Genomic DNA, 15,193 nt, shown 5'->3' on the forward strand with positions numbered 1-15,193 from the left:
TTTGAAATAAGCAGTTAAGAGGTAACGACATGAACAGGTTGGGTCAAATTATTCTAGTATTTATTTCAATTTTATTTACGGGCTATCAAAAGCTTATGGGGCATCATCAAGCATTTTTTACAATCGACTTTTTTATCTTTACTTTCATTGCCTGGGCGGTCGGATGGCAATATGATAAAGCTCGATATTATGAAAAAAAAGCACGTGCAAGCGAAGAAAGCTACAAGGTCTTAATAGACTCACTTCCTGAACCGGTTTATATTACACATAATCATAAGTTTCTATATGTAAATAATGCGGCTGCTAATATGATTGGTTCGACGAATAAAGAAAGTTTAATCGGCAGGTATATATTGGATTTTATTGCTCTGGAGTATAAGGAAAGATTACTGGAACGATTTAGACAAATAAAAAAAGAGAAGCGTCCCGTAAATACGATTGAGTACAAAGCAAAACGTTTAGATGGTTCTACGTTCTTTTTTGAAGTTTCTTCCTTGTCGATCGTTTTTGGAGGGAAAGAGGCCGTATTGTCCATCGGAAAGGACATTACAGCTAGAAAAGAACAAACAGAATTATTAGTACAAAAGTCAGAAAAGCTGGCCATGCTAGGTCAAATGGCAGCTGGCATCGCTCATGAAATTCGAAATCCCCTTACCTCGATTAAAGGATTCATTCAGTTATTTAAGGCTAATCAGCAAAAAGACGAATACTTTGATATTGTTCTTTCGGAGCTTGAGCGGATCAATGCCATTGTTGGAGAATTTCTTGTCCTATCTAAACCGACGGCAGTGGTTTTTCTGGAACAGGATGTAAAAGAACTCTTAAGGGATGTTGTGACCTTAATGGGCACACAGTCTATATTAAATAGTGTTGAAATTGTCGTAGACGTTGACCAAGATTTGCCGAGTATCAGTTGTGAAAAAAACCAATTGAAGCAGGTTTTTTTAAATCTTCTTAAAAATGCAATAGAGGCTATGCCTCAAGGCGGTACCATTAATGTGAAAGGGAAGAGAAGAGGAGAAGGAGAAATATCCATCCAGATTATTGATCAAGGAGTAGGCATCCCCCAAGAAAGGATTTCAACACTCGGAGAACCGTTTTACACGACGAAGGAAAAAGGTACAGGACTAGGTCTAATGACCTGTTATAAAATTATTGAAAGCCATAAAGGCACATTATCGATTAAGAGTATTATTAATCAAGGAACGAAAATTGATATTATTTTACCAACCATTACACAGCCATTGTTAAAAAAAGAAACAATTTATAATTGAGTTTGTTATATGGAAATAATAAACTATTGTTCTCTATCGATCTAGTACTATATGATTATTTAGTAATGAATCATTAGTAAAAGATTTCGGAGGGATGAATTAGCTTGAAAAAAATTCTGCTATCTGCCGTGGTTATTTTATTATTTATTGCTTACCTTCCAATTCTGTATGGCCATGCACAGGAGCCAGAGCCAATTGTTAAAGTGAAACTAGTAAACTATTTAGGAAATAAATCTGAAATTACCATCAAACCAGTGGGTGATTTTGTAACTAGTGATTCTAAACAAGTCTTACAGTCTGATTATACGTATCTACTAAAATTAGAAAACAAAAATCTTTCATTATATAAAGATGGTATTTTTTTAAGAACATTTGATGTTTTTTCAATTAGACCGGTGCAAAAAAATGGACAGCTTATTATTAATGAAAGACCCTATTTAGGAAGCTTTGAGTTTAGAGTAGAAAACAATTATATCCGTCCAGTCAATTTGGTACAAATGGAGGACTACTTAAAAGGTGTTGTCCCCATTGAAATGTATCCTTCTTGGAATATTGAAGCCTTAAAAACACAAGCAGTAGCAGCAAGGACCTATGCAATGAGTTATTTGAATCGGGATATGATTGATGATACGACAAATTACCAAGTGTATGGAGGATATATCTGGACTCCTAATACAACAAAGGCAGTAGATGATACAAGTGGTTTAGTGGCCAGATACAATGGTCGTTTAATTGATGCCCTTTATTCTGCGAGCAACGGTGGATTGACCGAAAGTAATGCAAATGCGTGGGGTTCAGCACCGGTACCTTATTTGATCATTCAAAAAGACCCCTATGATCCAAAACCCGTTTGGAGCTTTTCCTTTCATAAAACACAAATTGATGTAACTGACAAGAATTTATCCAATCCTTCTGAATGGTGGTCATTAGTCAAAGAAGCAGACCCAACGATTGCTGCTAATATTAAAATGTGGGTAAATACGAACGGTTATGCAAACAAAGAGCTAAAAATCCTAGCCATTCCACAATTTTCTCTTCAAGATGCAGGCACTGGCGGTCGTGTTTCCAAAGGAAGCATAACGATAGATTTTTTAGTAAAAGATATCCTAGACAATGAGGGCAACCTAGTACCTCAACGAATTTCCCTATCCGATATTAGTGGAGCGAAACTTCGCACGATAATCGGGAATCGTGTTATGTTAAGTTATTTAGTGAATGAAATAAAAACGGATAATGATCTCATACGTGTTACAGGTGTTGGTGATGGCCATGGTGTCGGCATGAGTCAATGGGGTGCTCAAAACATGGCTAAAGCAGGTAAGAGCTATCAGGATATTTTAAAATTTTATTATACTGGGATTTCTATCGATAAAGTGTATGAATCATCTGTTTCAGTTACTTATCCGACCGTAAAGCAGCAAGGGTGGATTCAAGTTAATGGGAAGTGGGAATTTGTTAAAGCTGATGGCTCAAAGGCAACAGGCTGGCTAAAGGATGCCAATCAATGGTATTACTTAAACCAGAATGGTGTCATGCTTACAGGCTGGCAAAAAGTTGGCGGGAAGTGGTACTTCTTGAAATCAAATGGTGTCATGGCAACAGGCTGGTTAAAGGATGGAAGCCGCTGGTATTACTTAACCTCATCTGGTGCTATGGCAACAGGCTGGTTAAAGGACGGCAGCCGCTGGTACTACTTAACCTCATCTGGTGCTATGGCAACAGGCTGGATTCAAGATAAAGGGAAATGGTATTACTTGTCATCGAGTGGTGCAATGTTGACCAATCGGCAATTGATTCAAGGAAAATGGTACCAATTTCATTCAAGTGGATATTGGATTCATTAATGATTAACCCCAACAAATGTGTTGGGGTTTTTTGTTCAAGTAAATACCCATTTTTAAATAAAGATAAAGATTTATAAAATATTTTGCTATAATAGTATTTATGTGAAATTAAGGCTGTTAAAAAAAGGAAGCCAGCATCAGGAGGATACTATGGAAAAAAATAGATATGTATTTTGGGGTCTTGTCATTACAACGTTGATTTCAGCCTTGGATGCCAATATTATGCAGACGGCCAGTCCAACCATTGTAAAGCAACTAGGCGGAATGGATTTGTTTGCCTGGATTTTTGTAGTCTATATGCTAGCCAGTACGGTTACCGTGCCACTATACGGTAAATTATCTGATATGTATGGCAGGAAAAAGTTATTAATGATCGCGGTGGGCTTATTTACGGCAGGGTCGATTCTGTGTGGAATCGCCAATTCAATGGAGATGCTGATTGTTTATAGAGGAATTCAGGGTCTAGGGGCCGGCGGGATGATTCCGCTTTCGATGATTATCGTAGGAGATTTGTTTTCGATTGAACAACGCGGCAAAATCCAAGCTGCGTTTAGCACCATCTGGGCCCTTGCTTCCATTGTGGGTCCTGTCTTAGGTTCATTTTTTGTAGAAGCTCTTACATGGAGATGGATCTTCTTTATTAATATCCCGATCGGTATTGCGACCGTACTATGCTTGATACCTTACCAAGAGAAAACACAATTTAGAAAAATGTTTATTGATTACAAAGGATTTTTCTTATTTGGAATAGCTATTACACTTTTGTTATTATCAACCAATGTCAGTCACCCATTATGGTTTATTCTAATTGGTTGTTTTAGTTTACTTTTATTTCTTTTTGTTGAGAGGAAAGAGTCGGAGCCATTCCTACCGGTCTCATTGTTTAAAAATAAAGGTATCCTTATGACGAATTTATTTATGTTATTTTATTGTTTAGCGTTTTATGGAACCTCTAACTTTATTCCGTTGTTTCTACAAGAAGGCAATCATATGAGTATTTATAAAAGTGGCTTGATCCTATTAAGTATTGCAGGCGGCTGGATGTTTGGAAGTATCCCTGCAGGAAATTGGATTCTACGATTTGGCTATAAAATTTTATTTATCCTCGGCAGTTTGCTTACTACCATATCAGGGTTGGGATTATATTTATTTATTAACGATATTTCATATTGGTGGTTGTTTCTGATATTAATGCTCCAAGGGGCTGCTTTTGGCTTATTGTTTGCGGTTGGAACGATTGCCTCTCAAGAATTTGCTGAGCCTCATATCAAAGGGATGTCGACGTCATTGCATATCTTTTTAAGAAATATCGGGACCTCCATTGGGGTGACCATTATGGGACTGCTCATTAATGTGTCAGCAGGTATTGGTGTCGGGATTAGGAACGTATTTCTTTATGCCTTGTGCATGAGTCTAGTTACGATTGTGTTAAGCTTTTTAATTCCATCCAAATCACAAGCATTAGGTAAGAAAGATTAGGTTGAGATGGTTTATTGAAATATAAATTTATTATGTAAACAGTAAAATAAAAAGAATCAGCCTCTCTGACCATAAGGGAGGCTGAATTTGTGCGTTAATTTGTCTTGAGTATTTCTTTAAACTCTTTTCCCTTTTGTACATAGTGCTCACTTGACATTCTCAGCATTTGTATATCTTTTTCTGATAATTCTCGGACCACTTTCCCTGGGGAACCTAATACAAGTGATCGTGGGGGAATCTTTATTCCGCCTGCAAGCAGTGTATTTGCACCCACAATGCAATCCTCACCAACTTCCACATTATCTAATAGGGTGGAACCCATTCCGATGATGGAGCCTTTTCCGACCTTACATCCATGTAAAATAACATTATGACCAATGGTAACATCGTCTTCAATCAATACCGGAAACCCTTCATATAAATGGATGGTGGAATTATCTTGAATACTGCATCTTTCTCCAATCACAATTGCTCCGTCATCTGCACGCAGTACAGCATTGAACCAAACAGAGGAGCCTTCTCCAATTTGGACATCACCAATTAAATAGGCACCCGGGGCAACGAAAACAGATTCATGGACTATCGGTGATTTACCATTGTATGGGATCTTCACAATAAAATCTCTCCTTTTATTAATAGAATAATTTAAATTTTAGTATAATTATATCATTAGAAACTACGAAGCCAATAATAGAAAATCCATTTTGGGAAAATAGTAGGAATAAAAAGTCCACATAAAGTAATAACATGAAAAGGTAGGTCGAAATAGTAAGAATGGTGTCAGGCACCATGTAAGCGCTTTAAAATTGACATAAAAGTTAAAATAGTCAAAAAATATTGACAGCTAAATTTTTCGGTGGTAACCTTATCTAAAATTGATATGAATTGATGACGAGAAGAGTAAGATGTTCGTTGTTTCATAGAGAGTCGACGGTTGGTGGGAGTCGATAACATGAAGATCTGAAAATCATCTCCGAGATGTATGGCTGAACCTAAAGTAAGCTATACCGGACAGTCCGCCGTTAACATGGAACACGTACAAGCATATAGTACGTTGATCGAGAGCCGCAGCTGTGATTTAGGTGCGGAAGTAGGGTGGTATCGCGAGTTAACTCGTCCCTATAACCATAGGGACGGGTTTTTTGTGTTTATTAAACTTTAAAATTGTAAAAATGTAAAATTGAAATGAGAAATGGGAGGAACGTGAAAATGAGTCAACAAGTAGAAAAAAAAGCGTTTAATGTGGAGGATATCATCATTGCCAGTCATACCATAAAAGATGTCATTTCACCAACTCCACTGCAGTACAATCAATTATTGTCTGAACGATATGACTGTCGTGTTTATTTAAAAAGAGAGGATTTACAAAGCGTTCGTTCCTTTAAGATTCGCGGGGCTTATAACCGAATCAAAAAGTTGAATGAGGAAGAGCTAAAGAATGGTATTATCTGCGCAAGCGCTGGGAATCATGCGCAGGGTGTTGCCTATTCTTGTCATCTCCTTGATATTCATGGAAAGATCTTTATGCCAAGTACAACACCAAAGCAAAAAGTCAATCAGGTTAAATTTTGGGGTAAAGAGAGTGTCGAAATTGTTCTTGTGGGAGATACCTTTGATGATGCTTATGAAAAGGCAATGGAATGCTGCCAAGCTGAAAATCGGACATTTATCCACCCCTTTGATGATTACGATGTCATTGCCGGCCAAGGAACAGTTGCTGTTGAACTACTGAATGATTGCCCTGAAAAAATTGATTACCTCTTCGCTGCGATTGGCGGGGGCGGACTCTTAGCAGGCGTTGGCACTTATTTGCGCCACTACTCACCACAAACGCATTTAATCGGCGTTGAACCGCAGGGAGCACCTGGCATGAGGGAATCGATTTTAAAAGGGGAAGTGACCTCTTTACAAGAAATTGATCCATTCGTTGATGGGGCTGCTGTTAAAACAGTCGGATCGAAAACTTTTACTATTTGTAAAGAAATTGTTGACGATATTATTGTCGTTCCTGAAGGAAAGGTTTGTACGACGCTTTTATCCCTTTATAATGAAAATGCGATTGTGGTTGAGCCAACTGGTGCCCTCTCTGTCGCAGCCTTAGATACCTATGCCGAAGAAATTAAGGGAAAAACAGTCGTTTGTGTCATTAGCGGCGGGAACAATGATATCGGACGGATGCAGGAAATTAAAGAGCGCTCTAAGCTTTATGAAGGGCTGCAGCATTATTTCATTGTTCAATTCCCACAGCGCCCAGGAGCGTTACGAGAATTCCTCTTTGATGTTCTTGGTCCAAATGATGATATCAGCCATTTTGAATATACGAAAAAGAATAATCGGGAAACAGGACCAGCATTGGTTGGGATTGAATTAAAGGATAAAGAAGATTACTATCCATTAATAGAAAGAATCAAGGCCAAGGGCTTTTTACACAGGGAAGTCAATAAAGACAGCACACTTTTTCAAATGCTTGTATAAGGTGAAAAGACCTTCCATGCTAGGTGGAATGGTCTTTTTTATAGAAAAAATTAGGATAATTGAACAACTTCGTGCTTTTTTACCTATTTGAATACTTAACAAATGACACATTTAATGTATAATAATATTTGTGCAGAAGACAGCTTATTTAATTATGCTGTCTTTAGTTATCAGAAAACGGACAGAATCCAAAATGTTATATTGAGAAAGTATTTAAGGAATCCATTTTTCATCATAATGTTTTTGGTAAGATTCAAAGTGGAAAGAGAGTGTTCAGAATGGGACGTAAATGGAACAATATTAAAGAAAAGAAAGCTTCAAAGGATGCCAATACAAGCCGTATTTACGCTAAATTTGGGGTAGAAATTTATGTTGCTGCAAAACAAGGAGATCCAAATCCAGAATCCAACCAGGCATTAAAATTTGTTCTTGAGCGTGCAAAAACATACAATGTCCCAAGACATATTATTGACCGTGCGATTGAAAAAGCAAAAGGTGGATCTGAGGAAAGCTACACTGAGCTTCGTTATGAAGGTTTTGGACCTAATGGATCCATGGTTATTGTCGATGCGCTGACAAATAACGTCAACCGTACCGCATCAGATGTTCGTGCTGCGTTTGGCAAAAACGGTGGAAACATGGGGGTAAGCGGATCTGTTGCTTATATGTTTGATGCTACAGCTGTTATCGGCATAGAAGGGAAGTCTTCTGACGACGTCCTTGAACTCTTAATGGAAGCAGATGTGGATGTTCGAGATATTATTGAAGAAGATGAAACGGTTATTGTGTATGCCGAGCCAGACCAATTCCATGCCGTTCAGGAAGCCTTCAAACAAGCGGGGATTACAGAATTTACGGTAGCAGAACTAACGATGCTTCCACAAAATGAAATTACGCTTGATGGTGAATCCTTAGCCAAATTTGAAAAAATGATTGATGTCCTAGAGGATTTAGAAGACGTGCAACGAATTTACCACAACGTAGATCTTGGGGAAGAAGAATAATAAGAAGGGCAGACCAGAGATGGTCTGCTTTTTTTAGTTTAGGCTCTGTTATAACTGAAGTTAAATTCAATGTGTTTGAAAAATAAACGGTAAAATTCCGTCTAATTTGGGAAATTCCCCAATTCCGCTAGAACAAAGGAAGTTTTTCCGTTTATATTATCCCGATCCTTAGATTTTGTCTTATTTTGAGCAGTTAATCGGAATATCTCCGTTTATATCTGCTTTTTATGCTTTCTCTACATACATTAGCCGGAAATTCTCCGCTTATGAATTCTCATAATAACAAAGCCTTAGGTTTAATATAGGGATTATCACATTTTAAGCCTTCTTTTCGCTTTATCCCTTTAACGTATGTTATTATTTATAATTATACATAATGAAAGGATGAATAAGGTGTCAATAGAGAGTGTTAAAGCCCATTTTAAAAAATGGAATCGTGAGGTAGATGTAATGGAGTTTGAAACGTCTAGTGCAACGGTGGAACAGGCTGCGGAAACGATCGGCGTTAGTCCTGCTCGAATTGCAAAGACATTATCCTTCAGAGGAGCTGAGGAAAAGGCTATCCTAATTGTTGCTGCTGGAGATGCAAAAATTGACAACAAAAAGTTCCGTCAACAATTCGGCTTCAAGGCACGGATGCTCTCACCAGTTGAAGTGCTAGAACAAACAGGGCATGCCATCGGCGGTGTTTGTCCCTTTGGATTGAGAAATGACCTTGACGTTTATCTTGATGTCTCCATGAATCGGTTTGAAACTCTATTCCCAGCCTGCGGCAGTACAAACTCTGCGATTGAGTTAACGAAAGAAGAACTATATCAATACTCTTTTGCTAGAGAATGGGTAGATGTATGTAAAGGTTGGAAAGAAGACGAAGAGCCCGTTCATGAAGGTCAATCTATTGAGGCGTAAATATTAAAATGAAGTGGAATCATTTTAGAGTGATTCCACTTCATTTTTTTCATCCCATCAAATTTTCTCCACTATCGAGATTGAACTGCCTTTCTAGTGGTAGTCTCCTACTAATAATTTGGTCAAATTGATAATACAATTACAATAATCTTATTTTGAATTTTTCAAGCCAGATCATCAGGGAAAGAAGGAATCAAAATGGTGAAATTCAAAATACATCGATGTAATTGTCGAAAGACATGGTCAATTCAAACCAGAAAGTCGAGGGTCACGGCTGAAACCGTTCTACTTAACGGGACGTGGGCAACTGAAGTAAAACCAAAACGAAGAAACGAACCAAGAGGCTTTGTTACCACGAATGGTAATAACAAGATCATATTTGACCCAACACATGAATTAGTCGACCAATTTGTTAAGGTCAAGAAGTTAATCTATGATAAAAAAAATGTCCATTTTAATGTCGAGCAAGGGGAATATTTATATTTTGCAGAAGATGGAAACTGTTTTATTCTAAAAAATCGGAATGATGTATTAGGGGAAGACGACAAAGAAGAGCTTGGTACTTCCAAGCTCTCCAACAATGATTCCATTTTATGAAACTACTTCAACCGATTAACAACAAATTCTCCAATTTCATCAATTGATAGTTGTCCCTCAGGTATGGCAAAGGTTTGGAATACATGCCACATGTCATCCCAAACCTTAAAGCTGACATCGACTCCTGCGGCACGGGCCCGTTCAACCAGCCGTACTGAATCATCCAGTAAAATCTCATCATTTCCAACATGAACTAACATGGCTGGCAGCCCAGTTAAGTCGGCATGAATTGGAGAAACGAGCGGATGACGAGGATCCAGGTCACGAATATACAAAGCTGGTGTAAAGCGCATCGCTTCAGCTGATAACCAAGGATCGGCATCTGCACGGGTTTCCACGGATTCTCCTGAACCTTCCATATCTGTCCATGGAGATAGAAGGACGGCCAGTGCAGGCAAGCGCTCACCTTCATCTCGCAATGTTAACAGTGTTGCCAAGGTTAGACCGCCTCCTGCTGAATCACCGCCAATGACAATATTTTCCGGCGCATATCCGGAAGAAAGTAACCAGTGGTATACTTTGACTGCATCCTCAATTGCGGCCGGATATGGATGTTCAGGGGCAAGACGGTATTCAGGGACTAATACCCGAGCTTTGGTAGAACGAGATAATTTGGAAGCCAAATAGCGATGTGTATTGCAGCTCCCCATTATGTAGGCACCGCCATGAAGATAGAGAAGCACCCGGCCCTCAATTACATTTGGTGCAGAAACCCATTCCGCTGGAATTCCCGCAATGCTTGTTTTTTCAACGGTGATATCCGGATTAACCGGGGTTAAACCAGAAAGGGCCTCCAATCCTTGACGTGCAGCTTCAATATCTGCATCTGCTGTTTGGCTTGTTTTTGCTGCTTTTAAAAACTCTCTTACAAATAAACTTTCTTGACTGGCCATGCTAAAGTTCCCCTTTCAAATTAGAATGAAAGCGTCTACAACATACTATTTCTCTATATTATTAAAAACTCCTCCAACATCTAAAAAATAAACCCACATCTTTTGTTTCGATGTGGGTTAGGGCTACTTTTATCTATCTTGGTGTTAGGGGTTTTACTGAAATAGCAGGGGAATAAGAGGTTGTAATACAGCCTTCTAATTGATTTGGATTTAATAAGCCTAGTTCAAGTGCAGCTTTAATTTTACTATCATCCGGTTTTTTGACCTTCAAAATAAGATCATGCATCCTCATTTCTTCCAATCTTTTAATGGTTTCCTCCTCATTATATTTTTCTGTTTTTCGTATTTGCCGTTGCAGCTTGTAACCGCTAATCGTTATTTCTCCTTTATGATTGGAACCTACTAATTTATTAAAATAAGTTTGGAAATGATCCTTTAATTGATTCATCTCCCATTCAATTTCTTTCTTCTGTTTATTTAGCTCGTAATACCTGACTAGCATCTCACCTGTTATCAAGGACTCATTGTTACCCATATCCCCGCCTCCTTACGAACGTATATTCCATTTTATGTTCACCAAAGAAAAATTATAACCAGTTCGGAATTAACACTACCAATAACTACTAAATGGTGTCAGGCACCAATTCGTGAAAATAGGTTGCTTTCTTGTCTGTATCATGGCAAGCTTAGTAATGAATAAAAACTTCTTTGGAAAGAAATTTATAGGTGATTAATATGATTGAAGTAAAAACTTCTAAGCTCAGCGATGGGGAATTAAATAGAGGTGTATTTGCCACACAAGATATTGCAAAAGGGGAACTCATTCATGAGGCACCCGTTATTCCTTATCCTAATGAGGAGCATGTTCATATCGAGAAGACACTTTTGGCAGATTATGCATTTGAATATGGAATAAACCATACGGCGTTGCTTTTGGGATACGGAATGCTCTTTAATCACTCCTATCAGCCCAATGCGATTTATGAAATAAATTTTCCTAATCATACGTTTGACTTCTATGCTTATCGGGATATCAAAGCAGGGGAAGAAATTCTCATCAATTATAATGGTGAAGTCGATGATAATGAACCGCTTTGGTTTAATAAGGATAAAGAAACAGAGACAGACCATGATTAAATGACCAACAGGATAGATGAAGCAGTTATTCTGCTTTCACTGTCCTTTTTTTTATGAAATATAAAAAAATAAAAACTTCCTAATGTGTTGATTCGTCTAAGTTATAGCAAGGAGGGAAAGACGTGGGGGATATTACGATAGAAACAATAAAAACAGATGATAGGGAAGCTTTGATCGATGAAATTATGACAAGTTATGGCCAAGATATCTTACAGCTCGTTTATTCTTATGTGAAAAATAAAGATATTGCGGAGGACTTGACCCAAGATATTTTTATCAAATGTTACAAATCTCTTCATACATACACGGGAAAATCAAAGCTGCGAACATGGTTGTGGAGAATTGCTATTAACCATTGTAAAGATTATTTAAAAAGTTGGTATAACAGGAATGTGGTCATGTCCGATGTAGAACTGGATGCAAACAAAACACAAAAAGAAATGGTTGAGCAGGCAGTCATCCAAAAAGAAGCGGATGATGAGTTGATTTCAGCGATTATGGAGCTGCCCATTAAATATCGGGAAGTCATTTATCTCTTTTATTATGAGGAATTACCCATTAAAGAAATTGCAACTGTGACAGATACGGGAAATAATACCGTAAAAACTAGGCTGAAGCGCGGAAAAGAATTACTCAAAGAGCGATTGGAGGGATAGTACATGGAAGAACGTCTAAAGAATCTAAAGAAATCGATGGATCGAACTACTTTTTCTCAGTTAAACTTTACGGAGCAGCATCAAAAGGAGATTCGTGAGAAGATATCCAAGCAAGATGAAAAGGAAGAAGATATTCTTTTAGCCATCCTGCATCTTCTTGTTCATGAAAAAACGGGTTTTGAGTTAGCCAACTTATTGCGAGCAAGAGGGATAAAAAAATTCGAAGACAATGAAGGATCCATCTACATCCTGTTACACAAGCTGGAACAAAATCAATGGATCCAAGCCTATTGGAATGAAACAGAAATTAAAAATTACCGTATAACGGATAAAGGAAGCAAATTATTGAAAAAAGCAGTAAAACAAAAGAAAAATAGATCATTTATATTAAAAGAATTACTAATGGGGTGAACTAGGTGGCCAAGAATAACCATACTTTTTTAAATGAGGTAACTAATCAGATTTCTTCCAAAGAAGCTAAGAAATACATAGCTGATGAATTAAGTTACCATTTAAAAGAATCAAAGACGACGTGGTTGGAGAAAGGATTAACAGAAGAGCAAGCTGAGGAAAAAGCGATTGAGCAAATGGGGAGTCCAATCCAACTTGGAAAACAAATGAATAAGCTTCATAAGCCAAAGATTGATTGGCTGTTACTGTCCTTGTTAGGAACGACTTTGATTATCGGTTTTTTACCTTTGTTCTCACTTGGGTATATGGAGGAAGGTAATTTTATAGCCTATAATAAAATCATCATTACACTATTAGGTGGTGCAGCCGCCATTGGATTGATGCTAATGGACTATCGAAAATGGAAGAAACAAGGGTGGCTGTTTTATTCAATCGGCATTATCATTTTATTATTGTTACAGTTTTTTTCAAATACAATGATCAATGGCCTTCCTACTTTAAGAATTTCAATGCTTACAATTGAAAGTTTAATGGCGGTACCTTTCTTTTATCTGGCATGGGCGGCCATGTTAGATAATGAGAGACTAAGGGTATGGCAGTTTATCCTCTTGTTTTCGATTCCAATCCTCTTATTTATCTCGTTGCCCACTAAATCAACCACCGTAATTTATGTGGTGATGGTATTTGTCATGCTGATTGGAAGTAAATTCACTCAAAAGGCTGTAGTAACCATTTGGAGCGTATCAGCCTTTGTATCTGCAGCAATTTGCTTTGTCACATGGCAAATTCTACAAGATTATCAAAAAGTAAGATTGCTGGCCTTTTTTAACCCAGAAAGCTATGCAGATCAAGAGGGTTATATTATTTTGCGTGTTAGAGAATTACTGTCAAAGGCAGGCTGGTTTGGCGCCTCTATAAAAAAGGAATTTATCCCAGAAGCCCATACTAATTTTGTTTTTGTCAGTTTCACCTATTATTACGGTTGGCTTTTTGCCATTGCACTCGTTCTTATATTGGCTTTATTTGTGGCCCGAATGATAACCGTTACTTTCAAAGTAAAGGATTCATATGGAAAACTTCTCTTGATCGGTGCCATTTCACTTTATACGGTGCAATTCGTAATAAATATCGGAATGATTTTGGGTTTATTTCCAATGATTTCGATGTCACTTCCTTTCATTAGTTATGGCTTAATGCCAACCCTGTTTAATGCCTTTTTAATTGGGAGCGTGTTAAGTGTTTTTCGTCGTAAAGATTTGATCTCTACACGTAATATTTGATGCTTACGCTTTCAAGACGTTCACCGTGGAAATATGAATATGCACAACGTTCCACCATGCTCATTAAAATCTGCTAAAACCTATATTAGTTCTGAAAAATATGGACATTCGCCCATGCCTTTTTGTCATTTCAACATAGTCTAGACTGAAACCTATAAAAGGAGAGATGCTCTAATGAACGATATGGGACAATTTAATGTTGGTGTGGATAGAATAGGCGGCATGGGTATGGGAGGATTCCCTGGAATGGGCGGTTTTGGCGGCGTAGGCGGTATGGGTGGTTTTGGCGGTATGGGAGGATACTCTGGCATGGGCGGTTTTGGTGGCATGGGAGGATTCCCCGGAATGGGCGGATATGGCGGCTGGGGCGGAGGATTCCCTGGACATGGCGGTTATGGCGGCTGGGGTGGAGGATTCCCTGGGCATGGTTGGCATGGCGGTTGGGGTGGAGGATTCCCTGGACATGGTTGGCATGGCGGCTGGGGTGGAGGATTCCCTGGACATGGTGGATATGGCGGCTGGGGTGGAGGATTCCACGGGCATGGTTACTAAGGTGCCACTGTAGCTATTAACCTGAAAACTTATATTAAAAAAGGTAGCTTGCGAAACTTAAAAAACAAACCAGACGAATGAAAAAGATATAAAAACAAAACTTAATTGGTATGACCCTAAGTGAAAAGCCCTGAATAATCAGGGCTTTTCTGTTGTAAAGAAACGACTCAATATAACAATGAAAATCTTTTTGTTTATGAATAGAAGCTTGATTGATACAATAAACTTAATAGGGAAGAGAAGCCTATCACTATTGTGTGTTTTTAACAAACCAGACTTTGGAGAGGGATGAGCAAATTGGAAAATTTAGCGCTCACGAACAGAATTCTGACTGGTAAGGTATACATGATTGAAATGCAAGATGGTGAAATTAGTTCTTTTCGTGTCATCAATGAAACACCTAGCCATTATATTTTGTCTTATACAACAAATGAAACCGTGGAAGTATTCGAAAAAGCAAAAAATGAAATAGTGGGTATTTTTGAGGTTCGTGAGTGGTGGGATACAAAAGGGAAAAATAATAGTTTGTGTTAAGTTACCATGATTAAAAATTATCAAAAAAAAGAAAGCGGCCTTTGCCACTTTCTAAAGAAGGAAAACTTTTATGGGTTAATACAGCATATGTTTAAGCTTGTACGTGCATGTAGTGAACATGTCCCTGTTAAAAAAATTTATTATAAAA

Annotated in this window: 16 protein-coding genes and 1 other annotated feature; of the genes, 13 read left to right on the forward strand and 3 right to left on the reverse strand. The window is 38.0% G+C overall.

The genetic code is table 11. The features are described from left to right. Positions 1-29 precede the first annotated feature (29 nt). The 3 genes from AC4E8C_RS12750 (at position 30) to AC4E8C_RS12760 (ending at position 4,597) form a co-directional block, all read left to right on the forward strand. Positions 30-1,274 carry an ATP-binding protein gene (locus tag AC4E8C_RS12750; protein WP_490207063.1) on the forward strand — a complete coding sequence of 415 codons (1,245 nt, stop codon included), beginning with the start codon at positions 30-32 and terminating at the stop codon, positions 1,272-1,274. A gap of 104 nt (positions 1,275-1,378) precedes the next feature. Beyond that, positions 1,379-3,118 (forward strand): SpoIID/LytB domain-containing protein, encoded by a 1,740-nt coding sequence (locus tag AC4E8C_RS12755; RefSeq protein WP_490207064.1) that lies wholly within the window; start codon positions 1,379-1,381, stop codon positions 3,116-3,118. 150 nt (positions 3,119-3,268) lie between these two features. Beyond that, on the forward strand, positions 3,269-4,597 hold the full coding sequence (locus AC4E8C_RS12760; protein ID WP_490207065.1) for an MDR family MFS transporter: 1,329 nt from the start codon (positions 3,269-3,271) through the stop codon (positions 4,595-4,597). A 94-nt stretch (positions 4,598-4,691) separates the two neighbouring features. Here the strand turns inward: AC4E8C_RS12760 and AC4E8C_RS12765 are convergent, their stop codons facing one another. Then, positions 4,692-5,210 (reverse strand): gamma carbonic anhydrase family protein, encoded by a 519-nt coding sequence (locus AC4E8C_RS12765; protein WP_490207066.1) that lies wholly within the window; start codon positions 5,208-5,210, stop codon positions 4,692-4,694. Positions 5,211-5,476: 266 nt separating this feature from the next. After that, positions 5,477-5,721 (forward strand) — a binding site (T-box leader). Between the two features lie 85 nt (positions 5,722-5,806). Here AC4E8C_RS12765 and ilvA point away from each other — a divergent pair. The 4 genes from ilvA (at position 5,807) to AC4E8C_RS12785 (ending at position 9,582) form a co-directional block, all read left to right on the forward strand. Further along, entirely contained in the window at positions 5,807-7,072 is a 1,266-nt protein-coding gene (gene ilvA / locus AC4E8C_RS12770; protein WP_490207067.1) for a threonine ammonia-lyase IlvA, read from the forward strand. Positions 7,073-7,350: 278 nt separating this feature from the next. Then, positions 7,351-8,076: a YebC/PmpR family DNA-binding transcriptional regulator gene (locus AC4E8C_RS12775; protein WP_490207068.1), complete on the forward strand. Its 726-nt coding sequence runs from the start codon at positions 7,351-7,353 to the stop codon at positions 8,074-8,076. A 393-nt stretch (positions 8,077-8,469) separates the two neighbouring features. After that, complete coding sequence (locus AC4E8C_RS12780) at positions 8,470-8,985, forward strand: YbaK/EbsC family protein (RefSeq protein ID WP_490207069.1); 516 nt, start codon at positions 8,470-8,472, stop codon at positions 8,983-8,985. A gap of 198 nt (positions 8,986-9,183) precedes the next feature. Continuing rightward, entirely contained in the window at positions 9,184-9,582 is a 399-nt protein-coding gene (locus tag AC4E8C_RS12785) for a hypothetical protein (protein WP_490207070.1), read from the forward strand. A gap of 2 nt (positions 9,583-9,584) precedes the next feature. Here AC4E8C_RS12785 and AC4E8C_RS12790 read toward each other — a convergent pair whose 3' ends face one another. Together AC4E8C_RS12790 and AC4E8C_RS12795 are read right to left on the reverse strand one after the other, a co-directional pair. Beyond that, positions 9,585-10,475 (reverse strand): alpha/beta hydrolase, encoded by an 891-nt coding sequence (locus AC4E8C_RS12790; protein WP_490207071.1) that lies wholly within the window; start codon positions 10,473-10,475, stop codon positions 9,585-9,587. A gap of 133 nt (positions 10,476-10,608) precedes the next feature. Then, the gene (locus AC4E8C_RS12795; RefSeq protein ID WP_490207072.1) at positions 10,609-11,010 is read right to left on the reverse strand and encodes a hypothetical protein; all 402 of its coding nucleotides are present in this window, start codon (positions 11,008-11,010) and stop codon (positions 10,609-10,611) included. A gap of 200 nt (positions 11,011-11,210) precedes the next feature. On the opposite strand from AC4E8C_RS12795, the gene AC4E8C_RS12800 reads away from it, so the two are divergent. The 6 genes from AC4E8C_RS12800 (at position 11,211) to AC4E8C_RS12825 (ending at position 15,045) form a co-directional block, all read left to right on the forward strand. Next, positions 11,211-11,612, forward strand: coding sequence for an SET domain-containing protein (locus AC4E8C_RS12800; RefSeq protein WP_490207073.1), 402 nt, complete (start codon positions 11,211-11,213; stop codon positions 11,610-11,612). 122 nt (positions 11,613-11,734) lie between these two features. Next, a complete protein-coding gene (locus AC4E8C_RS12805) occupies positions 11,735-12,268 on the forward strand; it encodes a sigma-70 family RNA polymerase sigma factor (RefSeq protein WP_490207074.1) in 534 nt (177 codons plus the stop codon). 3 nt (positions 12,269-12,271) lie between these two features. Next, on the forward strand, positions 12,272-12,679 hold the full coding sequence (locus AC4E8C_RS12810) for a PadR family transcriptional regulator (protein WP_490207075.1): 408 nt from the start codon (positions 12,272-12,274) through the stop codon (positions 12,677-12,679). A gap of 5 nt (positions 12,680-12,684) precedes the next feature. Continuing rightward, complete coding sequence (locus AC4E8C_RS12815; protein WP_490207076.1) at positions 12,685-13,959, forward strand: FtsW/RodA/SpoVE family cell cycle protein; 1,275 nt, start codon at positions 12,685-12,687, stop codon at positions 13,957-13,959. Positions 13,960-14,133: 174 nt separating this feature from the next. Continuing rightward, positions 14,134-14,511 (forward strand): hypothetical protein, encoded by a 378-nt coding sequence (locus AC4E8C_RS12820; protein ID WP_490207077.1) that lies wholly within the window; start codon positions 14,134-14,136, stop codon positions 14,509-14,511. A gap of 288 nt (positions 14,512-14,799) precedes the next feature. Continuing rightward, positions 14,800-15,045: a hypothetical protein gene (locus AC4E8C_RS12825; RefSeq protein ID WP_490207078.1), complete on the forward strand. Its 246-nt coding sequence runs from the start codon at positions 14,800-14,802 to the stop codon at positions 15,043-15,045. Positions 15,046-15,193 lie beyond the last annotated feature (148 nt).

Source organism: Neobacillus sp. SRL179 (genome assembly GCF_984799095.1).

Coding starts and splice junctions, on each gene's coding strand:
- AC4E8C_RS12750 (WP_490207063.1), top strand. CDS start 30: ATGAACAGGTTGGGTCAAATTATTCTAGTATTTATTTCAATTTTATTT.
- AC4E8C_RS12760 (WP_490207065.1), top strand. CDS start 3,269: ATGGAAAAAAATAGATATGTATTTTGGGGTCTTGTCATTACAACGTTG.
- ilvA (WP_490207067.1), top strand. CDS start 5,807: ATGAGTCAACAAGTAGAAAAAAAAGCGTTTAATGTGGAGGATATCATC.
- AC4E8C_RS12775 (WP_490207068.1), top strand. CDS start 7,351: ATGGGACGTAAATGGAACAATATTAAAGAAAAGAAAGCTTCAAAGGAT.
- AC4E8C_RS12785 (WP_490207070.1), top strand. CDS start 9,184: ATGGTGAAATTCAAAATACATCGATGTAATTGTCGAAAGACATGGTCA.
- AC4E8C_RS12790 (WP_490207071.1), bottom strand. CDS start 10,475: ATGGCCAGTCAAGAAAGTTTATTTGTAAGAGAGTTTTTAAAAGCAGCA.
- AC4E8C_RS12795 (WP_490207072.1), bottom strand. CDS start 11,010: ATGGGTAACAATGAGTCCTTGATAACAGGTGAGATGCTAGTCAGGTAT.
- AC4E8C_RS12800 (WP_490207073.1), top strand. CDS start 11,211: ATGATTGAAGTAAAAACTTCTAAGCTCAGCGATGGGGAATTAAATAGA.
- AC4E8C_RS12810 (WP_490207075.1), top strand. CDS start 12,272: ATGGAAGAACGTCTAAAGAATCTAAAGAAATCGATGGATCGAACTACT.
- AC4E8C_RS12820 (WP_490207077.1), top strand. CDS start 14,134: ATGAACGATATGGGACAATTTAATGTTGGTGTGGATAGAATAGGCGGC.
- AC4E8C_RS12825 (WP_490207078.1), top strand. CDS start 14,800: ATGAGCAAATTGGAAAATTTAGCGCTCACGAACAGAATTCTGACTGGT.